Below are 19,556 nucleotides of genomic sequence, written 5' to 3'. Positions count from 1 at the left end.
CTGCGCCTCTGCGGTTCGTTTTTAATTAAAACTTAAATCCCACCCACAAAGCGACCGGGACTTAAAATAAAATTACCATCAAACTGTGTTTTAATTCCCCGCATTACTGCCAAAGCATTACCATTATACCCCCAAACATCAAACCTTTCCTTCAACTCAACAGGTGCTGATAAAATACTTAAAAAACCAGAATTTGCTTGACATAAATTCCGCAAAGGCAAAATTTGATCTTGATTTTCTAAACGGACTAAACCCAAACCACTGCTAATATGAATTAAACCAATATCTATTTGATTGATAATCTCCACAGCCGCAGTTGGTAATACTCCTACTTTGCAGGTAATTGTAGATTCTGTCACATGAGAATGTATTTGTTCTGGTAATCGTTGCCATAAATCAGCTTCTTGATTTCCCAAATAAATTACCCCCTGTAAACCTAACTTTTCGCCAATTGCTAAAAGTCGTTTTGACTGTTCTTGGACACTTTCATTAATACTTTGAAAACGGGTAATTAAACCTATTCCTGTTCCCAAATCTAAATTAGTAACTAACTTACTTGATAATAAATCAACTTGAGTTGGTGTTAATTCCGAACTTTGTAAAGTTCTCACTGCTTGGGATATAGCTTCAGGTTTACCAGTTAATATGACTGTTCCCGAAGTTTCAGGAATGGGATAAACTCGAAAAGTGACTTGGCTGATAATTCCTAATGTCCCGTAAGCACCAGTAAATAATTTCATTAAGTCGTAACCAGCCACATTTTTGACAACTCGTCCCCCAGCTTTAGCGATTTGTCCATCTGCGCGGATAAAAGTTATACCTAGAAGTTGGTCACGCACACCACCATAACTTTGCCGCAGAGAACCCGTATCGGCAGTAGCAACCATACCACCAATAGTAGCAGAATTAGGAAAAGCGGGATCAAGTGCTAAAAATTGGTGATGTTTAGCTAAAATCTCCTGAAGCTGGGCAAATTTCATCCCTGCTTCGACAGTGACAGTTAAATCACCTACAGCGTGTTCTATGAGTTGGTTAATGCGTTCGGTGCTGACAATAATATCAATATTTTTAGCTAAACCACCCCAATTGATTTTACTACCGCTACCACAGCTTAGAACACGCCATTTGTGACTGTTGGCAGTGGTGATAACGGCGGCTAATTCTGCTTGGCTATGGGGATAAATGACACAACTAGGCTGGCTTTTGGGGTCTATTCCTTGTTGGATATTATGCTGTTGGGTGGGGCTGAGATTTTCCCAGGATATAACGGCGTTTTCGGTGCTGAGAATAGAAGTTAAGGTAGATGCTATTGAATTCATTAGTCTCTTTTTTATTCTTAATTTAATATGAATTATATTTTGCGTAAAGCTAAGAGGTTATCTCGTTCCCAGTCTCTGACTGGGAATGCCATGATGTAGGCTCTGCCTAATTGTATTATTAAAGGCAGAGCCTTATAGAATTCATTCCCATACAGAGTATGGGAACGAGAGATATTTCACAAATAAGTGTAGGGGTTTAGCACTGCTAAACCCCTAACCATGCGACTAAACTCGCTAAATCCCAACTACTAATCTCAGTTGATTCTAGAAAGTGAAGGTAGTCCGTAAAGTACCAACGTACTCGGTGCTATTCTTGTCGTTATGCTCAGGATTCAAGATGACTATTACACCTGGAGTAACAAGGATATTATCAGAAAGCTTCACCTTGTAAAGACCTTCTATATGATAAGAAGTGCCTGATTCTCTACCTGTATCTTTTAGTGCATTGATAACAGAATTTCCATTTCGTGTAGCGCCAGTGACTTTAGGTGAGCGACCGAAGATTAAACCCAAAGTATTACCTTCTTTACCGAAGTCCTTGATACCCAAAGTAGTAGCCCAGTACCAAACTTCAGCACTTTGTGGAATGCCTGCTAAGGTACTAGCTGTTGTATAACCTGCCCAACCGCCCAGGGTGATATTCTTTGTGGGTTGCAAGGTACCTTGTATACCGTAGTTGTTAGATTCACTACCAGCATTACCAGCATTATTAGCGAAGGCACTGCCAGTATCTCCGAATAATGAACGATTGTCGCTACCTTGATAAGTATGAGCATAGGTCAGGCCAATGTTGATAGCTTGGTTGGGTTTAATAGCCAATTGACTAAACAGTGTATTACTACCATCGAATAGTCCTCTCCGTGCGCTAGGATCTGCTGCATTGTTTCTACCTGTGGCAAAATAAGCTGCGCTCAAGGCCAATTTACCATTAGGATTGACGTTAACAGTGATACCAGCACCGTCAGCTGCTTGACGATAAATGGGGCTGAAACGTCCGTAGCGAGATAAAGCACCTGTACCACTGCTTCTAAAGTCAGGGTTGAAAACATTGACATTTTCGTTCAACTCACCACCAATAGCGTCAATCCTGACACGAATATTGTTTTTTAAATTGAAAGCGTAGTTGAGTTTGTCAATAGTTACGGTGTTATTGCTATTATTACCAGTTGCACTACCATCATAACCTAAGCGGGTCATGTTAGTACCCGTAACGGCACTGTTGGGTATGATATTTATCCCTTGCAAACGAGTTTGCAATTGGTCTGTACCAGTGAAACTACTGTTCAAACTCAACCGCACTCGATTAGAGAAGGTTGCAGTGCTGTTTAGGTCAGGGTTATTATCGGGATTTGTGTCAGTGTCTGCTACCTTATCTCCAAAGGCTTGGGAGAAGTTGAAAATCGCTTCTCCAGATAGTTTGGTGGTGGTGGAGAACTGATTAGCTTCTAATTCGCCAGTACGAGCTTCTAAAGCATCTACTTGACCGCGAATAGTTGCTAGTTCAGTGGAATATTCTTCTTGCAAGCGCTGTAAGGTAGCTAAATCTTGCTTGGTTACCATGTCAGCAGTTGCGGTAGCAATGAGTTCATTAACGCGGTCTAAGCAGGAATTTAAACCAGCCGCAAATTCATAACGACTCAAGGCGCGATTACCACGGAAAGTACCGTTAGTATAACCACTAACTCCACAGCTATAACGTTCAAATAAAGATTGTAAAGCTTGAAACGCCCAATCTGTGGGTTGTACGTCGGAAAACTGAGAAACGGATGTTATTTGACCCAAGCTGTTGGACTCTTGGGATAATTCAGCAACACTTGTCACTTTTTCGTTAGCTTCACCAGCAAAGGCACTGTTACCAGTTAGTAAGGTCAAAGCTAGGACGGGGCTAACCTTGAGGATATTCCAAAAAGCTTTTTTCATAAATTTCAATCTCTCTCACACCTATAATGAATCCAGTCTATGGTAAAGTCCCAAGGGAACTTATACATAAATGTTCTCTAGTGATTCTACATCATTAATGGCAATTAAAACAACTAAATATCAAAATTTTTATACAAGGTTATGATTTATTTATTATTTGATAAATTTGAGATTATACCCTGTCTATGGTATGTATTGATGGCGATCAATATCCAATTTACGATCGCTGACCTGTAACAATATATGTAACTCGTTGAGCAATATTAGTTGCGTGATCTGCCATGCGTTCTAAACAACGAATTGCTAAAGTTAACAAGAGAATTGGCTCAATTACGCCAGAAATATTTTCCTGTTGGGCAAAGGTTTGATAAAGATGCTCATAAGCATTATCTACAGCATCATCTAACTGCTTCATTCTTTGTCCACTGGTTTCGTCTAAATCTGCCAATGCGACTAAACAAGTTGCTAACATTGCTTGGGCGTGCTGGGACATAATTGCAATTTCTGGTAAGGAACTATGTTGAGGATAAGGGAAGAGTTTAATGGCAATTTCCCCTAACTCTTCGGCATAATCCCCAATTCGTTCTAAGTCACGCACCAATTGCATAAAAGCACTTATACAGCGCAAATCTCTTTCTGTGGGTACTTGACGAATGATAATAGTTGTGCAGTCTGATTCTATTTGCCGATAAAAGCGATCAATTTTTTTATCTAACCGGGGTATTTGTTCCGCTGCGATTAAGTCCCCGGCAAATAGGGCTTGGTGACTCAGCCGAAATGATTGTTCTACTAAAGCCCCCATACGTAATAAATCCCGTTCTAAACGCCTAATGGAGCGTTCTATTGGTAGTATTTCGTGATTGGGAGGATCAAATACAGTTTTCACAGTGGTTATATTAAAAGTGTGTATATTTTCTTAACTATAGTCTTGACTAGTAGTCTGTCAAAGACATTTTGACGGGTTTTTGGTAGTGCGGGCATCTTGCCCGCGTGAGCGAGACGCTCACACTACAGTCCATCATTTTTATCTTGACAAACTACTAGGTAAATTTGTCATAACTTGAGAAAATTGAATTTGTATCCAAGCACCACCTGTTTCTGGATGGTTCATGGCTTTAATTACACCACCGTGAGCCATGACTATTTGCTGGACAATGGCTAAACCTAAACCGCTACCAGCAATTCCCGTTGTCGAATTTACTTCATTGACTGGTGAACGATACCGGGCTTTATCTCCGCGATAAAACCTTTCAAATACATGAGGTAAGTCGTCAACAGCAAAGCCAACACCGAAATCAATAATATTTATTTCCAACATTTGACCGTTATCAGTAGAAATTATTTTAGTCTCAATGTCAATAGTTGTGGTGGCTGGACTATATTTGATGCTATTATCTAGCAAATTGACGAATACTTGATAAAGTCGAGATTTATCTGCCTGAATGCAGATGCTGTCTAGTCCAGAATAGTTAATACTGAGAGAATGACTCTGGGCAATTGGTTCTAGGGTTTCCCATGCGGAGATGATGAGCGATCGCATTTCCACCATTTCCAAATTTAACTGCATGGTGGGATTGTTTTGCATTTGCGTCAACTCCAACCAACTTTGGACTAAATTAATCAGTCGGTCAACTTCTTGCATCAGCCTATTAACCCAACGGTCTAAAGGTGGTTCTAAACGGGTTTGCAGAGTTTCCACCACGAGACGAATTGCCGTCAACGGGGTGCGGAGTTCATGGGCTAAATCGGAAAAAGAGCGATCGCGTTCTTGCTTCATATCTAGCACAGATTGGCAATTTTCCAAAAATACTCCCACCTGTCCCGTTGGTAATGGCAAGCTAGAAGCCCGCAGAAACATGGGCTTTAATTCTGTCATCACCTTAGCATCTTCACAAGCGGGATGAAAAACCCATTCCTGCACCTGGGGTTTTTGCCAATCACGAGTTTGTTCAATTAACTGATCTAATTCATAAGACCTCACCAACTCTAGCAACAAACGCACCTGTCCAGGTTGCCATCTTTGAAGATATAAGATTTCCCGCGCTTGTTGATTGCACCACAACAATTGGTTTTCCTCGTCTACCTGCAAAAATCCCAGCGGAGCAAAATCCAGTAATTCCTTATACATGGACAATGATTGCTGCAAATTTTGTTGCTGTCTATTAAGCATAGAGATTTCCTGCCGTAAGCGAGGTCTTAGCAGCAGTTTAATATTAGTAATTTTATGGAAATTAGAACTTGGCGATTGTAGTAATTGTTCTAAATATCGGTGCAAATGAACCTGTTGCCAAACCCAAAAACCCAGGCCGACAGCTAAACCCAGCGAAAATCCCAGAAAAAACATGGAAGTCGTTAGTTCGTGTGTTATTACTCAAAATTAACAACTATTTTCACCAATCACCCAAATCTGTAACCAAAACCCCGCACAGTTACAATATATTCTGGATGACTAGGATCTTCCTCCAACTTTTCCCGTAACCAGCGGATATGAACATCCACAGTTTTGCTATCCCCCACAAAATCTGGACCCCATACTTGATCTAATAATTGCTCTCGTGACCATACCCGACGAGTATAACTCATAAATAATTCTAACAGTCGGAACTCCTTGGGAGACAAACTTATCTCTTCTCCACGGACTATAACCCGACACTCTTGAGCATTTAAAGTTATATCTTTGTGCTTCAGAACCGGAACTTGTGGCAATGCACTTAAACGTTGACGACGAAGTAACGCCCGACACCGCGCCACCAATTCTCGCATACTAAATGGTTTTGTCAAATAGTCATCAGCACCCACTTCTAAGCCTAGGACTCGGTCAGTTTCACTACCTTTAGCACTCAACATTAAAATTGGCACTGAGTTGCCTTGATGACGTAAAAAACGGCAAATGTCTAGGCCATTAATTTGCGGTAACATCAAATCTAATAGCACCAAGTCTAAAGGCAGTTCTTCAGAATTATCTTCACAACTTTTCAGATATTCTATCGCTGCTCGGCCATCACTAGCGGTAATTACTTCATAGCCTTCCCCTTCCAAGGCCACAACTAACATTTCCCGAATTAGTTCTTCGTCTTCGACTACGAGAATACGGCTTGTTTGTCCAATATCTGCCCTGGCAGAATACTTAGCTAATTCACTGGTATACATTAATTTTTTCAGTGCATAACAAAGTCTAGTATATTATAAATCATACCAATGATAGATTTATTTTGTTTTTCTGGACTTGGTGATTCCAAGAATGGATTGCATCAGTAATGCCAAACATCAACTATGAATGCTACCATCAGGCATAATCGCCCCAGTTAAGAAAGTTTCACTCATATCTGTATCATCTAAATTAGCTCCAGTTAAATTTACTTCGCACAAATTAGCCTCGCTTAAATCAGCACCACTCAAGTCCGCACCTTGTAAATCTGCTTTCCACATTCTCACACCTCCCATTTTTGCACCACTGAGATTTGCACCCTGTAAGTTTGCGGCGGAAATTGATGCCATGTGTAAATTAGCATCACACAAGTTAGCACCACTTAACAATGCACCACTGAGATCTGATTCATTTAAATGAGCAGTTGTTAATGTAGCTTGAGTTAAATCAGCACCACAGAGAATAACTTCGGATAAATGCGCTCTTGCCAATATTGCTCCTTGAAGATTCGCTTTACTCAAATTAGCTCCACTCAAAGAAGCTGCTGTCAGGTTTGCTCCTCTTAAATCTGCTCTACCGAAGTCCACCCCACCCAAATTGACTCCTTGCAAATTTGCTCCTGGTAATGCAATACAGGTAAAGCTTCTTTCTCCTGTCGCGTATCTAGCTAAAAGTTCTTGAACATTCATACTTTTCTAGACCTTGGTAAGTAGTCGGACAAAATTCAAAATATAATTAAATCTTGATTAATCCTGTTGTTTATTTAAACTAAACATAAATTTATTCACATTTTCTAACTTCTGGGCAATTAATGAACCAGAACTTTAGCAAATGCTACAATAAAATCACCAGCCTCATTGCTATCCAGTATTTATGAATACTCACAATTTAAAATTAGGAAAATATCTAACCTTAGAAGAATTTTGTACCTGCACACAAACCTATCATAAATATGCCCAAAAGATCAACCCATATCCACAAAATCTACCAGAAGTAATTCCCGCATTACAGGATTTAAATAAATTTATCATTGACCCAATTATAGATTATTTTAGTAGAGAAAAATTTCAACTTACCTACGGTTTTTGTTCTCCAGACCTAAAAAAGTATCTTGAGAAAAAAGACCCAGTTACAGGTCAAAAAAATGGACGTGTAGCCCCCAATCTCGACCAACATATTAGCCATGAAATCAACAAAAATGGTACATACTACTGTAAAAGATTAGGTGCAGCTTGTGATTTTCTAATTACAGACTTACCCAGCACAGAACTAGTAGAATGGATATTACAAACAAAACTACCCTTTGATTCCCTGTATTTTTACAGTCCCCACCAACCAATTCACATTAGTTATGGACAACAACATAAACGAGATATTTGGACATTTAATAACTCAGGAATCCCCACAAAAAAAGGAATCGAAAACTGGATAAAACTAGCAAAACAAACTTAAAAAAACCTCTCTATTCCTCCTCTCCGTGTCTCTGTGACTCGTTAGAAATATTCTTCCTTCTTTGTCTAGTTCTCAAAGCTGCTTTAAGTGCTTTCAACTTATAAGCATCTGCATCTTTAACCCAAAATAACCTATAACCATCAATAACAGTACAATTTTCTTGTAAGCATTTTTTCCAGCCAGAAACATGACTAATACTGTGCCAATTATCTAAAAGTCCTCTATCTTCTTCTTGACGAGTTAACTTAGCAAATTTCTCATATTGGGGATAATCAGAAGTAACTAAAGCATCTATTTGGTGTAAGATTGGTGGATCATCTTCTAAATCATAATCCTGATAAGTAACGTGCAAATCTCGCAAATCAATTGTCATCACTTTTGATAAAATGGGATGAGGATTAATATCAAAATCAGGATAAAATAAATAAGAGATCCTAGGTGTTTTCAGATGGAATTTAATCACATTTGCTTCTTCTAATCTTCCCAGAGTCCGACTAGCGCAACCTTCATACAGGCGTAATAAAGGGTCAACTGCTTGTAGTGTGGAAATATGCACCCAAAGGGAATTAGGTAATTTTTTACCAACCTTGCTTTCTTGACAGCGTTTAATAATGAGTTCTGTATTTCCCAAGCTGCGTAACATTTGGTCAGCATCTAAACAAGCTTGTTTATAACTACTATATAAACCAATTATGTCCTCTTGGACTGCTGGGGATAATTGTCCTAATCGGGGACGACGGCTAAAATTGCACAGCGCTAAATAAACCATCAAATCTTGACGGCGTTTGTCAGCGATCGCTTGCCATTCTTCTGTGTCAGTTGCCTGTATAATGACATTAAAAGCCCGGCGTAAACTCCCAAATTCCTCAGCAATTTCCGCTGCTTGAGGTAATTCTCCCTTAACAGGCATTCTTCCCCGTTCCGTCAGAAAATTCATCAACGGCGTTAATAATTCCTGATGTTCCTCAAACCGTTTTACACAAAGACGGATTCTGGGAGTAGTCGCCCGGGAACGAAACCGAGAAGCGCGAAATAACTCCGCTTCAGCATCATCTCGAAACACAAAATAAACCCCCAAAGCCACAGGAATTGCGTCAACTCCTAATACTTGGTCAATGTAAATTTTTAATTCTTCTTGTTCATAATATTTCTGAAATGTGTTACGGTTAGTGATGATGCCATCGCCATAAGCAATTACACCCCGCTTAATATCAGATATCAATACTTGGGCGGCTACTAACAGCACCTTTTGAGTCAGTTCCCAAGCTTGAATTAAAGCTTCCCGGCGCTCGCTTTGATGCTCAATGACATTAATCACAAAACCAATATTCACAATATCCGCAGCGATTCTCGGTGTATGTGCAGAATAATAAGGGTCCCAGCCATAACTTGTATAACCCTGTTCAGCAATGCGGGTAACGTCTCCACCATGTCCACAACCATAATCAAAAAAGGTAGTTTCTGGACTAAATAAGCTCGACTCCAAGGCTAAACGCACAGGACGGGATAAATCAGGACGAATAATAGCGGCTTTGTGGCGTTCTATTTTGGGAACTATATTTGTAATTGTAGAACTGCTTTCGCGTTTAATCAAGCTATGTCCTTGTACCTCCACCCCAAAAACTTGTAGCCGTTGTTCCCAACCCAACTTAGTACCAATTCCCCTAGTATGATTAAGTAAACCTAAAGCGACTTGAGCGCGAGTTAAAGCTGCAAACTCTTCATAGAGGGGATATTCTGGAGTTACAAAAGTTTCTTTGCGGTGCAGAATGGGGGGATTTTCCGAATCGCTGTAATCCCGATAACCAACTTCTAGAGTTTCTACGTCAACCTGAATACTAGCTTGTAAAGCCGGATGAGGATCAGTATCAAAATCAGGATAGAATAGATAGGAAATCTTGGGTTTATTCGTGCTAAATTTAACTAAAGTTGCAGACTGAACTTTAAGTAAGGCACTAGTTCGACTACTTCGACTACGCTCAGTACAAGTTCGCTCAGTACAAGTACGGGCGCGGTTTTCATATTCCTGAAGCCAAGGGTCAAGAGTATGTAAGGCTAAAATATGAATGTAAAACGCATCAGGTAACATTTTGCCAACAGGATTGTTTTGGCAATATTGATTTATACTATTTAGATCAATAGAATGAAACGTTGGGGGGTTTTCCGCAACTGCATTCCTTATGTTATCAGGTTGAACCATTACTTTGTCATCTTGTAAAAATATAGATAACCTGGTTACATTTACTTTAATACAAAAAATCTGAAATTGGAAGTTAATAAACTTTAATCTCCCAGCCAAAACCGCTCAAACTCTGATTTTTCCCTGTTCCCTGTTCCCTGTTCCCTGTTCCCTTCTTTTTGTGAAAAGAGTAAAAGACAACAAAAAAAACTTTTACCAATTACCAATTGTGATCTTAGTTAAGTAAAATTAAGTTAATTCATATAACTTGACATTTCTTCATTTTCAGCAAAATATTTGCCCATTTATTAAATTTTTAATAATAGTTATATCTAGTTGTAGATTTAGGCAGTTAATTAATATCAGAACTGTATAATCTGAAAATAACTAAATTAATGATTAAATAGAGGCCGAATGAGTCCAACAATCATGCGTCAGTTTTGGTCTATCGTTGAAGCCACTCACACAGTAACGCTTTTGCAGCTTGATGATACTAGTTTGGTACAGTGGTTAGTTAAACAAATCACGAATCAAGCCTTTTTAGATGCCCATGAAATTGATTTTCTCTGTGATTACATTCAATCTCGGCTAACTCTGATTCGTGATTTAGCTTATGAACGCCAAGAATCATAGCTGAGTATCTGTGCTATTTATTTTATTTTGGGTGGTAAATAACCTTCCACCAAGCAATCATTACCAACAACACGCCAACTGACGCGCTCTAAAAGTAACGCTTCAGTCATATTGGTCAAACCCAAATCTCCCACAGGTGTAGGAGCATGATCTCCACCAATAATTTTGGGGGCGATAAATGCCATAATTTTTTGGACAGAGCCTTGAGCGATCGCCCTAGCTGCTAAAATACCACCACATTCCCATAGCACGCTACAAAAACCGCGCTCATATAAATGACTCATGACTGCTTCGGGTGTGAGTGAGCTAAATTCCACCACTTCCACCCCTTTGTCGCGCAGCATTTTTTGAAAAGCCTGTGAACTACCAACTTCCGTTACAACCAAAGTTGGAGATTCCTGAGTATCCCATAGCCGAGCTTGTTCTGGTAAATTCAGACTACGACTCATCACCACTCGCAGGGGATTATGAGCCTCAACTTGATGGCTAGTCAAATAAGGGTTATCTTTTCTAACCGTATTCCCACCAACAATCACCGCATCACAAGCGGCTCGCAATTGATAAACCTCAGTGCGAGCATCTTGATTTGTTACCCAAGCACTATGACCGACAGTAGTGGCGATTTTACCATCTAAAGTCATAGCATATTTCAAAATCCCTAAAGGTCGTTGATAGAGAATACGATGAATAAAACCTTCATTTAATCGCCGACAAGCCGCTTCCTCTACTCCAACTATCACTTCTATCCCAGCAGCCTGTAACCGCGCAATTCCAGAACCTGCTACCAAGGGATTAGGATCAACCATCCCTACTACCACCTTAGACACACCCGCATTAATCAACCCTTGGGAACAGGGAGGAGTGCGTCCATAGTGGTTACAAGGTTCAAGACTCACATAAATAGTGCTTCCTCGCGCCCGTTCTCCCGCTGCTCTCAGGGCAAAAACTTCGGCGTGAGGTTCACCAGCACAAGGATGAAATCCTTCTCCCACAATCTCCCCATTTTGGACAATCACCGCCCCCACCAAGGGATTTGGTGAAGTGCGTCCTAAGGCAGTCCGGGCTAATTCCACACACCTTCCCATCATGCGAGAGTCAAAGTCATCACCTACTATTTCTGGGACTACAGGCTGTGTTAGAAGTTGAGGATCTTGAGGTAATGATGCAGATTTGGGAGAGACTCCCGGAAAATTATCCATTTGACTTACGAATTACGAATTAATTTCATCTGCTGCCACCAGCGATTAAGAGGATAATAAACCACAGGCGCCCACAAACTACTGAGAATTGCCGAAGCTAAGGTAGCCCGTTGGTAATATGTCCAAATACTGGCTGCATGACGATTTCCTACCCAAGATAACTGGAAAGCAAAAATAGTGTCTGCCACTACAGCCATCGCAAATACAATTAAAGCAATGGAAATAAAGTCTTCTTGAATAAACCGCTGTTTTTGCATCAGGGCTGTTAACATTCCCACAATTCCCAAACTCAAGGCATGAGTTGGATCAGGTGATGTCATTGCGTCTTGTAATAGCCCCAAAATGATCCCTGACAGCAGACCAGAAAATACTGAGCGATTGACACTCCAAGCCACTACCCAAATGAGTAGCCAATTAGGACCAATGCCTAATAATTCCATTCCGGGGAGACGAGTTGGCAACATTAGTAAACATAACATGACAGTTAAAAATATTACCATCCAATCCATAAATTGATGCCACCAAGGATGCCAAAGTGCTAATGGGGGAATCAAAAAATAGGATTTTCGTCCGGTTGAAGTTGATTTTTTATCTCTGTCACCAGGAAATCCAGGTATCTTCATTGTTTGGTAATTGGTGATTGATGATTATAGGAGCTTTTAGCGGTCAGCAATTAGGAGTACAATCCTTTCGGTGTAAGCCTCTGGGGTGAAAATTAGAATCTCATTCCAGTGCATACCGCTATATCATCGCTTAATTTTAATCTTTGTGAACCTAATCTGACTACACACCAATTTCTCAAAGGCTTGAAAAAATATACTGAGACAATTAGTCACTTTTTTATTGCATCAGTAGCTTTTGCCGAATAATTGGCGATAATTTTGCCAAAAGATACAAACAAATGGCCAAATTTTTGCCAAGATAGAGATATTATTTTGTAAAAATTCACTTGGCAAAAATCAGTATGAGTGAAAAAACCATAGAAAGCCCAGGCAAAAGTTTTCTCGTTCTAATTTTGCCGATATCGTTTTTGATTGTTTTCCTGGTTAATACCTGGAAAGTTTTACTGGTAATCTTAGCGCTATTAATGGTTTTCAACCTTTGGCAGCAATCTAGATGGGAAAAGTGGTGCAACCAAGTTAACCCACTCTTTTATGAATTAGTTGAGGAAAATCATGGCCAAATTAGACCCATGGACTTGGCAATCAAGGGTAATTTTTCGGGACAGGTGGCAAAACGCTATTTAGATAGTAAAGCTAAGGAATTTGGCGCTAGTGTCCTAGATTCGGAAAAAGAAGATCAATTGTACTATTTTATTAATGCCAGTATTCTCGGCGATATTCTTGATAGTAGTGAATTGGTAGAAAAACTTCCCGCGCAACCAGTTACCAAAATTGCCCGCTCTTTTTTAGCTCCACCTCCTCCTATTCCCCAGGAGGAGGAAGCGCAATCTGAATCCAAGTCTGAATCCAAATCTGAATCTGTTCCTACCCACGAGGAAGTGAGAAAACCTCTAGAAGAACAGTTAGTTTTTGGTTCGCTGATTCAATCGGAATTAGCCAAACGGCTAAATGTCTATTCCAGTACGGTTTACAAGCGACGCAATGACCCAGATTTTGCCCAGTGGTGTCGTAGCCGTGATCCTGATGGTATTGCTTGGTCCTATTCTCGTAGGTCTAAGGAGTTTTTCCCCATGGAAGAATAGGAGGCAGGGAGCAGGGAGCAGTTTTACCACTGACAACTGTACGGGCGAAGCATTTGGAGAACTATTTTTGGCAATGACCGATAATTTATCTTCCAAATGCTTCGCCCCTACTAACAACTGACAACTGTACGGGCGAAGCATTTGCAGAACTATTTTTGGCAATGACCGATAATTTATCTTCCAAATGCTTCGCCCCTACTGACAACTGTACGGGCGAAGCATTTGGAGAACTATTTTTGGCAATGACCGATAATTTATCTTCCAAATGCTTCGCCCCTACTGACCAATCCCAATCGCTTGACTGATGGATGTTAGTCCGCTTTCTTCTAGCTTGGTTAATAAACCGACGAGGATGCGGCGTACCATTATTGGTCCTTCATAGATCCAGCCTGTATAAGTTTGAATAAGACAAGCTCCGGCTGTGATTTTTTCCCAAGCATCCTCAGCAGTAAATATGCCACCTACGCCAATGATAGGCATCTGCCCTTGGGTTTGTTGGTAAATGAAGCGAATTACTTCTGTGGAGCGATCTCTCACTGGTTTTCCGCTAATTCCTCCCGCTTCCTCTTGGGGGGATTTACCAGTTTTTTCAATAATTTGGGTTTTGAGTCCTTCCCGGCTAATCGTGGTGTTGGTGGCGATTAAACCAGCAATTCGGTAGGTTTTAACCAGAGCAATAATGTCAGATATTGCTTCCCATTCTAAATCGGGGGCTATCTTCACAAATATGGGTTTCTGTGCGATGTTTTCCTGCTGTAGCATATCCAAGATTTGACTGAGCATAGCAGCATCCTGGAGCGATCGCAATCCCGGTGTATTGGGAGAGGAAACATTAACTACAAAATAATCACCCAAATCCTTCAGTAATCGAAAACTCTCTAGATAATCCTGCGCTGCTAGTTCCAAGGATGTTATCTTAGACTTACCTAAGTTTATTCCTATCGGTATTGGGGGGATTGGGTAAATTAAATGTTGTTTTGCCTCTGTTAATCTTGCGGCCATTGCGACAGCACCAGCATTATTAAAACCCATCCTGTTAAGTGCCGCTTGATCTAAAGGCAAACGAAATAACCGAGGAGGAGGATTTCCCGGTTGGGGGTGATAAGTAACAGTACCCAATTCAGCAAAACCAAACCCAAAATTATGCCAAATATTAGCAGCAATACCGTCTTTATCAAATCCAGCCGCTAACCCCAAAGGATTGGGAAATTTCATTCCCAGTATGGTTTGTTCTAATCGCGGATCATTTAGACACAGATATTGCTTAAATAGGCTATTTAACCATTTAGTAGAAGGATAATAACTGGCTTTCGACAGCCAATTTAGACTACCGATGGTTTGTTTGTGCAACCACTCCGGTTCGGTTTTTACCAGAGTAAATAGAACATGACTAACTAATGCTTTATAAATATCCAATTTAGGGTAACATCTATCAATTATTAACAGATACCAAAGCTAAAATACATTAGGAATGTATACCAGGTATCTTCATATATATTACTATAACTTATGTCAAACAATGATCAAAATTGGCAGCAAAAAAAATTAAAGATGCTGAACAACAAATTATATCTTTGGGGCAACTTATCCAAAATTTGAGAGAAGATGATAGACTTTATTCACTAATTAAAACTACTATTGCTTATCCTCAAGAATGGTTTGAACTTTGTATTGATTATGATGGGGCGTGTTCGTTCTAAATCTGATTTACCAGAAAAAATCTGTGTAGTCTGTCAACGTCCGTTTGCTTGGCGGAAAAAATGGCAAGATTGCTGGGATGAAGTGAAATATTGCTCAGAACGTTGTCGTCGTCGTCGTTCTCACGCAAAAAATTAACAACTAACAACTGTACGGGCGAAGCATTTGGAGAACTATTTTTGGCAATGACCGATAATTATCTTCCAAATGCTTCGCCACTACTGACAACTGACAAAATAACATGACATTACAAATACAACCTAAATTAATTATTCATGGTGGTGCTGGTAGTTCTCTCCAAGGTAAGGGGGGATTAATCGCAGTCCGCAATTCTCTTTCTCAGATTGTTGAGGAAGTCTATGCTCTTTTGCTGACGGGTGCAACTGCGGCTCAAGCAGTAGTTCGCGGTTGTCAGATGTTGGAAGATCAACCCCGGTTTAATGCTGGTACTGGTTCTGTACTGCAATCTGATGGACAAATCCGCATGAGTGCTTCCATGATGGATGGAACGACTGGGAGGTTCAGTGGTGTGATTAATGTGTCACGGGTGAAGAATCCGATTGAAATGGCGCTGTTTTTACAAGATGCTGATGATCGGGTTTTGTCTGATTACGGTGCGGCTGAGTTGGCGCGGGAGTTGCAACTTCCTAGTTATAATGCTCTAACTGATTTGCGCTTGAAAGAGTGGACTCTAGAACGTCAGGATAACTTTAAAAGAACCATGGCTGGGGTAGTAGCAGAACCAGAAATGGCGGAAAGTGCTGGTAGGGGGACTATTGGTGTTGTGGCTTTAGATGGCTATGGTAAATTAGCTGCTGGTACTTCCACAGGTGGTAAAGGCTTTGAACGCATTGGGCGAGTCAGTGATTCGGCGATGCCAGCGGGTAATTATGCAACTAGTCATGCAGCAGTTAGTTGTACGGGCATTGGGGAAGATATTATTGATGAGTGTTTAGCAGCTAAGGTTGTGGTGCGCGTTACTGATGGAATGTCACTACAGGAGGCTATGCAGCGATCATTTACGGAAGCTAAGAGGAATAATCGGGATTTTGGAGCGATCGCTCTTGATGCCACTGGTGCGATATCCTATGGTAAAACCTGCGAAGTATTACTGGCTGCTTACCATAATGGAGAAAGCATTGGTGATACTTTGGAATGGAATGATCAAGAACTAATTGGTCAGTAGTCAGTAGGGGCGAAGCATTTGGAAGATAAATTATCGGTCATTGCCAAAAATAGTTCTCCAAATGCTTCGCCCGTACAGTTGTCAGTTGTCAGTAGGGGCGAAGCATTTGGAAGATAAATTATCGGTCATTGCCAAAAATAGTTCTCCAAATGCTTCGCCCGTACAGTTGTCAGTTGTCAGTGGGAAGAGTAAAGATAAATATTTTCCTTATTTTCCCATTTATTCTTTTTTGTGCTTTTGTGATAAGAAAATGAATCTCCCAGTAACACAATCTTGGCAAGATGTTCGCGCAGCATTAAAAGCGATTTGGGGATATGACGATTTTCGTCCTCCTCAAAAAGAAATTGTTAACTGTTTAATATCACAAAAAGATTCACTAATTATTATGCCCACAGGTGGGGGGAAGTCAATTTGTTTTCAACTTCCTGCCCTACTACAAACAGGATTAACTTTAATAGTTTCTCCTTTGGTGGCTTTAATGGAAAACCAAGTTGAGGAATTACGTCAACTGTCACAAAAAGCAGCACTTTTACACAGTGAATTAACGACATCTCAACGTCAGGCAACTTTGCAAGCTTTGGAAAAACAGCAATTAAGATTATTGTATTTATCACCAGAAACCTTACTCAGTCCAGCAGTGTGGAAGAAGTTATGTAATCCCCAACTGCAAATTAATGGTTTAATTCTGGATGAAGCCCATTGTTTAGTGCAGTGGGGTGATAGTTTTCGTCCAGCTTATCGGCGTTTAGGGGCTGTGCGTGAAGCGTTACTAAAATCAAAACCACCGGGAACAAAAATTAGTATAGCAGCTTTTACAGCCACGGCTGATCCTTTAGCCCAAAAGATTATTTCTACAGTTTTAAAATTAGACAAACCTGAGATTTTTCGGATTAATCCCTATCGGGAAAATTTAAATCCTATTGTCCGAATTGCTTGGACTCCTAAAGGGAGAAAACAACAATTATTAAAGTTTATTCAAAAACGACCAAATCAAGTTGGTTTAATTTATGTACGGACTCGAAGAGATAGTGAAAATTTAACGGAATGGTTAACAGAAAATGGCTTTCATACTGCTAGTTATCATGCAGGATTAAGTCCAGGAGAACGCCGGAATATTGAAGCTAGTTGGTTAGGTGGAAAAATCCTTTTTGTGGTGTGTACTTGTGCTTTTGGCATGGGGATAAACAAATCGGATGTCCGCTGGGTTGTCCATTTTCATGCGCCCTATTTATTATCTGAATATGTGCAAGAAATAGGCAGGGCTGGAAGAGATGGAAAACCCGCTGATGTTTTAACTTTAGTAAGTGAACCAACGGGATTTTTAGATGCTGAGGATAAGCAAAGACGGAAATTTTTTGAAGAACAAATGAAATTGCAACAACAAAAAGCCCAACAATTAGCGAAACAATTACCACCCCAAGGAGAAATAAATACTGTAATTAAAGAATTTCCTAATAGTGCTGTGGCACTTTCTCTTCTCCATAGTAATGGACAACTAGAATGGCTTGATCCTTTTCATTATTCTATGTCTTTGCCGTCAGGAAAACCAGCAAAAACACAATTACAAGCTGCTAAACAAATGAGTGAATATCTTACTACTAAAAAATGTCGTTGGCAGTTTTTATTAAATGCTTTTGGGTTTGAAACAACGACTAATTGGCGTTGTGGACATTGTGATAATTGTGGAAATTAATCATCAGTCAGGAGGGAAAGTTAAGTTGATTCGGTTATTTTATAAGTATCCTGACTCCTGACTCCTGACTCCTGACTCCTGACTCCTCAATTCTTAGCTGCTTCTGCTTGGCTACAATATTTATTTAATTGAACGCCTAAAGCATCTGATTCCTTACCAGCAGTTTTAGCTGCGGTTGTCAGTGCGGAATCAATTTCTCTTCTAGCTTTTTCAACTTTTACTCTACCATCTGATGATGCTTCTGCTTTCTTAGTATCTGCAAGAGCTTGAGAAGCCTTGGCTATGGCTTCACTAAGATGATCAAAGATTTTGATAAAACTGGTTTCAAATTCTTGCAGTTTGGGGTCTTTTAAATTTAATTCCTGAATGGATTTGGTGACATTTTTCAAGTCTTTGGATAATTGCAAGCTAGTTGATGCTTGCTGACCTTTTTTAATATCAATCAGTGATGTACCCTGATTGACAACTGTAACTAATCGCTGACATTGGGAGGTTTTAGTCTCGCTGCAACTAGTAATTAACAAAGCAATGCTCAGGCTAACAGGAGCAATAACTGGATAACGGGAAAACAACATTAACATCCCAAGAGCAATAAAATCCCCTAAATATTAAGCCAAATGATCATTAATTCGCAATTACGAATTTCTGTGTTGAGCAGTTTACCAATCTACTGGCAACCCTAATTTATCTAAGGTTTTGCCATCTTGCAACAGTGGTTGGATGTCGCTGTCTATTTGGATTTTACCAGTAGAGAGGACTAAAGCCCGTTGAGTGACTCTTCCTAGCCATTGGAGATCATGGGAAGCTATTAACATGACTTTAACAGGCAATTTTAATAATACTTGGGCTAAATGTCGTCGCCATGCTGGATCAAGTCCGTTGGTGGGTTCGTCTAAGATGAGAATGGCAGGATCTAGGGCTAAAATTGCAGCTAAGGCGGCTAAACGTCTTTGTCCTCCAGAAAGTTCATGGGCGGAACGATGGGCGTAGGACTCTAATCCAAAGTCCGCTAATAGTTGATGGGCTTTATCTTTAGCGGCTATAGATGAGACACCATAATTAAGAGGTCCGAAAGTAACATCTTCGAGGATTGTGGGCATAAATAATTGGTCGTTAGCATCTTGGAACGTAAAACCAATTTGTTGCCGTACTTCTGGCAAAGTATCTGGTAATAAGGGGATACCGTTAATCCAGATTTTGCCGTTTTGAGGATGTTTTAAGCCAATGAGGTTTTCTAGTAAGGTGCTTTTTCCTGAGCCTGTAGCACCCATTAAAGCGACGCGATCGCCTGTTTGTAGGCTAAAAGAAATTTCTTGTAGTACGGGTTGCTGGTGCGAATAGGCATATACCAGATTTTGGACTTCAACGACATTTGTATGCGGTTGACAAAGGGAAATTTGGGGATTAGAAGTTAATGATGTCAA

The 19,556-nt window shown here is 40.2% G+C and carries 20 protein-coding genes; 7 read left to right on the top strand and 13 right to left on the bottom strand.

Annotated elements, in window-relative coordinates; all coding sequences use genetic code 11:
• Positions 1-32: 32 nt before the first annotated feature.
• The 6 genes from ANA_RS13415 to ANA_RS13390 form a co-directional block, all read right to left on the bottom strand.
• Positions 33-1,319, bottom strand: coding sequence for an FAD-binding oxidoreductase (locus tag ANA_RS13415; protein ID WP_015080595.1), 1,287 nt, complete (start codon positions 1,317-1,319; stop codon positions 33-35).
• 264 nt (positions 1,320-1,583) lie between these two features.
• On the bottom strand, positions 1,584-3,239 hold the full coding sequence (locus ANA_RS13410) for an iron uptake porin (protein ID WP_015080594.1): 1,656 nt from the start codon (positions 3,237-3,239) through the stop codon (positions 1,584-1,586).
• A 217-nt stretch (positions 3,240-3,456) separates the two neighbouring features.
• A complete protein-coding gene (gene phoU, locus ANA_RS13405) occupies positions 3,457-4,125 on the bottom strand; it encodes a phosphate signaling complex protein PhoU (protein ID WP_015080593.1) in 669 nt (222 codons plus the stop codon).
• A gap of 138 nt (positions 4,126-4,263) precedes the next feature.
• Complete coding sequence (locus ANA_RS13400; RefSeq protein ID WP_015080592.1) at positions 4,264-5,583, bottom strand: sensor histidine kinase; 1,320 nt, start codon at positions 5,581-5,583, stop codon at positions 4,264-4,266.
• A gap of 53 nt (positions 5,584-5,636) precedes the next feature.
• The gene (locus tag ANA_RS13395; RefSeq protein ID WP_015080591.1) at positions 5,637-6,389 is read right to left on the bottom strand and encodes a winged helix-turn-helix domain-containing protein; all 753 of its coding nucleotides are present in this window, start codon (positions 6,387-6,389) and stop codon (positions 5,637-5,639) included.
• Between the two features lie 117 nt (positions 6,390-6,506).
• Complete coding sequence (locus tag ANA_RS13390; protein WP_015080590.1) at positions 6,507-7,076, bottom strand: pentapeptide repeat-containing protein; 570 nt, start codon at positions 7,074-7,076, stop codon at positions 6,507-6,509.
• A 184-nt stretch (positions 7,077-7,260) separates the two neighbouring features.
• Here ANA_RS13390 and ANA_RS13385 point away from each other — a divergent pair, with 184 nt between their 5' ends.
• Positions 7,261-7,839: a hypothetical protein gene (locus ANA_RS13385; protein WP_015080589.1), complete on the top strand. Its 579-nt coding sequence runs from the start codon at positions 7,261-7,263 to the stop codon at positions 7,837-7,839.
• A 10-nt stretch (positions 7,840-7,849) separates the two neighbouring features.
• Here the strand turns inward: ANA_RS13385 and ANA_RS13380 are convergent, their stop codons facing one another.
• Positions 7,850-10,039, bottom strand: coding sequence for a DNA phosphorothioation-associated putative methyltransferase (locus ANA_RS13380; RefSeq protein ID WP_041458060.1), 2,190 nt, complete (start codon positions 10,037-10,039; stop codon positions 7,850-7,852).
• A gap of 393 nt (positions 10,040-10,432) precedes the next feature.
• Between ANA_RS13380 and ANA_RS13375 the strand changes: the two genes are divergently transcribed.
• A complete protein-coding gene (locus tag ANA_RS13375; RefSeq protein WP_015080587.1) occupies positions 10,433-10,651 on the top strand; it encodes a hypothetical protein in 219 nt (72 codons plus the stop codon).
• 17 nt (positions 10,652-10,668) lie between these two features.
• On the opposite strand, the gene ribD is transcribed toward ANA_RS13375, so the two are convergent.
• Both ribD and mreD read right to left on the bottom strand, forming a co-directional pair.
• The gene (gene ribD, locus ANA_RS13370) at positions 10,669-11,850 is read right to left on the bottom strand and encodes a bifunctional diaminohydroxyphosphoribosylaminopyrimidine deaminase/5-amino-6-(5-phosphoribosylamino)uracil reductase RibD (protein ID WP_015080586.1); all 1,182 of its coding nucleotides are present in this window, start codon (positions 11,848-11,850) and stop codon (positions 10,669-10,671) included.
• Between the two features lie 5 nt (positions 11,851-11,855).
• Positions 11,856-12,473, bottom strand: coding sequence for a rod shape-determining protein MreD (mreD, locus tag ANA_RS13365; protein ID WP_015080585.1), 618 nt, complete (start codon positions 12,471-12,473; stop codon positions 11,856-11,858).
• 341 nt (positions 12,474-12,814) lie between these two features.
• Here mreD and ANA_RS13360 point away from each other — a divergent pair, with 341 nt between their 5' ends.
• Positions 12,815-13,555, top strand: a complete 741-nt coding sequence (locus ANA_RS13360) for a hypothetical protein (RefSeq protein ID WP_015080584.1) — start codon at positions 12,815-12,817, stop codon at positions 13,553-13,555.
• 85 nt (positions 13,556-13,640) lie between these two features.
• Here the strand turns inward: ANA_RS13360 and ANA_RS24655 are convergent, their stop codons facing one another.
• On the bottom strand, positions 13,641-13,820 hold the full coding sequence (locus tag ANA_RS24655) for a hypothetical protein (RefSeq protein ID WP_085929748.1): 180 nt from the start codon (positions 13,818-13,820) through the stop codon (positions 13,641-13,643).
• 11 nt (positions 13,821-13,831) lie between these two features.
• Positions 13,832-14,971: a quinone-dependent dihydroorotate dehydrogenase gene (locus tag ANA_RS13355; protein WP_015080583.1), complete on the bottom strand. Its 1,140-nt coding sequence runs from the start codon at positions 14,969-14,971 to the stop codon at positions 13,832-13,834.
• 113 nt (positions 14,972-15,084) lie between these two features.
• On the opposite strand from ANA_RS13355, the gene ANA_RS26855 reads away from it, so the two are divergent.
• The 4 genes from ANA_RS26855 (at position 15,085) to ANA_RS13345 (ending at position 18,132) form a co-directional block, all read left to right on the top strand.
• Positions 15,085-15,255, top strand: coding sequence for a hypothetical protein (locus ANA_RS26855; protein ID WP_162471197.1), 171 nt, complete (start codon positions 15,085-15,087; stop codon positions 15,253-15,255).
• On the top strand, positions 15,236-15,391 hold the full coding sequence (locus ANA_RS24650) for a DUF2256 domain-containing protein (protein WP_015080582.1): 156 nt from the start codon (positions 15,236-15,238) through the stop codon (positions 15,389-15,391). Before ANA_RS26855 ends, ANA_RS24650 begins: the two co-directional genes overlap by 20 nt.
• Positions 15,392-15,494: 103 nt before the next feature.
• Positions 15,495-16,439: an isoaspartyl peptidase/L-asparaginase gene (locus ANA_RS13350; RefSeq protein WP_015080581.1), complete on the top strand. Its 945-nt coding sequence runs from the start codon at positions 15,495-15,497 to the stop codon at positions 16,437-16,439.
• Positions 16,440-16,689: 250 nt separating this feature from the next.
• The gene (locus tag ANA_RS13345; protein ID WP_041458437.1) at positions 16,690-18,132 is read left to right on the top strand and encodes a RecQ family ATP-dependent DNA helicase; all 1,443 of its coding nucleotides are present in this window, start codon (positions 16,690-16,692) and stop codon (positions 18,130-18,132) included.
• Positions 18,133-18,218: 86 nt separating this feature from the next.
• Here the strand turns inward: ANA_RS13345 and ANA_RS13340 are convergent, their stop codons facing one another.
• Together ANA_RS13340 and ANA_RS13335 are read right to left on the bottom strand one after the other, a co-directional pair.
• The gene (locus ANA_RS13340) at positions 18,219-18,713 is read right to left on the bottom strand and encodes a hypothetical protein (RefSeq protein ID WP_015080579.1); all 495 of its coding nucleotides are present in this window, start codon (positions 18,711-18,713) and stop codon (positions 18,219-18,221) included.
• Between the two features lie 78 nt (positions 18,714-18,791).
• Complete coding sequence (locus tag ANA_RS13335) at positions 18,792-19,556, bottom strand: energy-coupling factor ABC transporter ATP-binding protein (protein ID WP_015080578.1); 765 nt, start codon at positions 19,554-19,556, stop codon at positions 18,792-18,794.

Source organism: Anabaena sp. 90, from assembly GCF_000312705.1.
GTDB classification, from domain to species: domain Bacteria; phylum Cyanobacteriota; class Cyanobacteriia; order Cyanobacteriales; family Nostocaceae; genus Dolichospermum; species Dolichospermum lemmermannii.
Note: the sequence above shows the minus strand (reverse complement) of the source record. Positions and strands in the feature narration are given on the sequence as shown.

Excerpts from the sequence above, each read along its gene's own strand:
- ANA_RS13400 (WP_015080592.1), bottom strand. The coding sequence starts at position 5,583 with ATGTTTTTTCTGGGATTTTCGCTGGGTTTAGCTGTCGGCCTGGGTTTT.
- ANA_RS13415 (WP_015080595.1), bottom strand. The coding sequence starts at position 1,319 with ATGAATTCAATAGCATCTACCTTAACTTCTATTCTCAGCACCGAAAAC.
- ribD (WP_015080586.1), bottom strand. The coding sequence starts at position 11,850 with ATGGATAATTTTCCGGGAGTCTCTCCCAAATCTGCATCATTACCTCAA.
- ANA_RS13350 (WP_015080581.1), top strand. The coding sequence starts at position 15,495 with ATGACATTACAAATACAACCTAAATTAATTATTCATGGTGGTGCTGGT.
- ANA_RS13360 (WP_015080584.1), top strand. The coding sequence starts at position 12,815 with ATGAGTGAAAAAACCATAGAAAGCCCAGGCAAAAGTTTTCTCGTTCTA.
- ANA_RS13410 (WP_015080594.1), bottom strand. The coding sequence starts at position 3,239 with ATGAAAAAAGCTTTTTGGAATATCCTCAAGGTTAGCCCCGTCCTAGCT.
- ANA_RS13380 (WP_041458060.1), bottom strand. The coding sequence starts at position 10,039 with ATGGTTCAACCTGATAACATAAGGAATGCAGTTGCGGAAAACCCCCCA.
- ANA_RS13340 (WP_015080579.1), bottom strand. The coding sequence starts at position 18,713 with ATGTTAATGTTGTTTTCCCGTTATCCAGTTATTGCTCCTGTTAGCCTG.
- mreD (WP_015080585.1), bottom strand. The coding sequence starts at position 12,473 with ATGAAGATACCTGGATTTCCTGGTGACAGAGATAAAAAATCAACTTCA.
- ANA_RS13375 (WP_015080587.1), top strand. The coding sequence starts at position 10,433 with ATGAGTCCAACAATCATGCGTCAGTTTTGGTCTATCGTTGAAGCCACT.
- ANA_RS13395 (WP_015080591.1), bottom strand. The coding sequence starts at position 6,389 with ATGTATACCAGTGAATTAGCTAAGTATTCTGCCAGGGCAGATATTGGA.
- ANA_RS24650 (WP_015080582.1), top strand. The coding sequence starts at position 15,236 with ATGGGGCGTGTTCGTTCTAAATCTGATTTACCAGAAAAAATCTGTGTA.
- ANA_RS13345 (WP_041458437.1), top strand. The coding sequence starts at position 16,690 with ATGAATCTCCCAGTAACACAATCTTGGCAAGATGTTCGCGCAGCATTA.
- ANA_RS13385 (WP_015080589.1), top strand. The coding sequence starts at position 7,261 with ATGAATACTCACAATTTAAAATTAGGAAAATATCTAACCTTAGAAGAA.
- ANA_RS13390 (WP_015080590.1), bottom strand. The coding sequence starts at position 7,076 with ATGAATGTTCAAGAACTTTTAGCTAGATACGCGACAGGAGAAAGAAGC.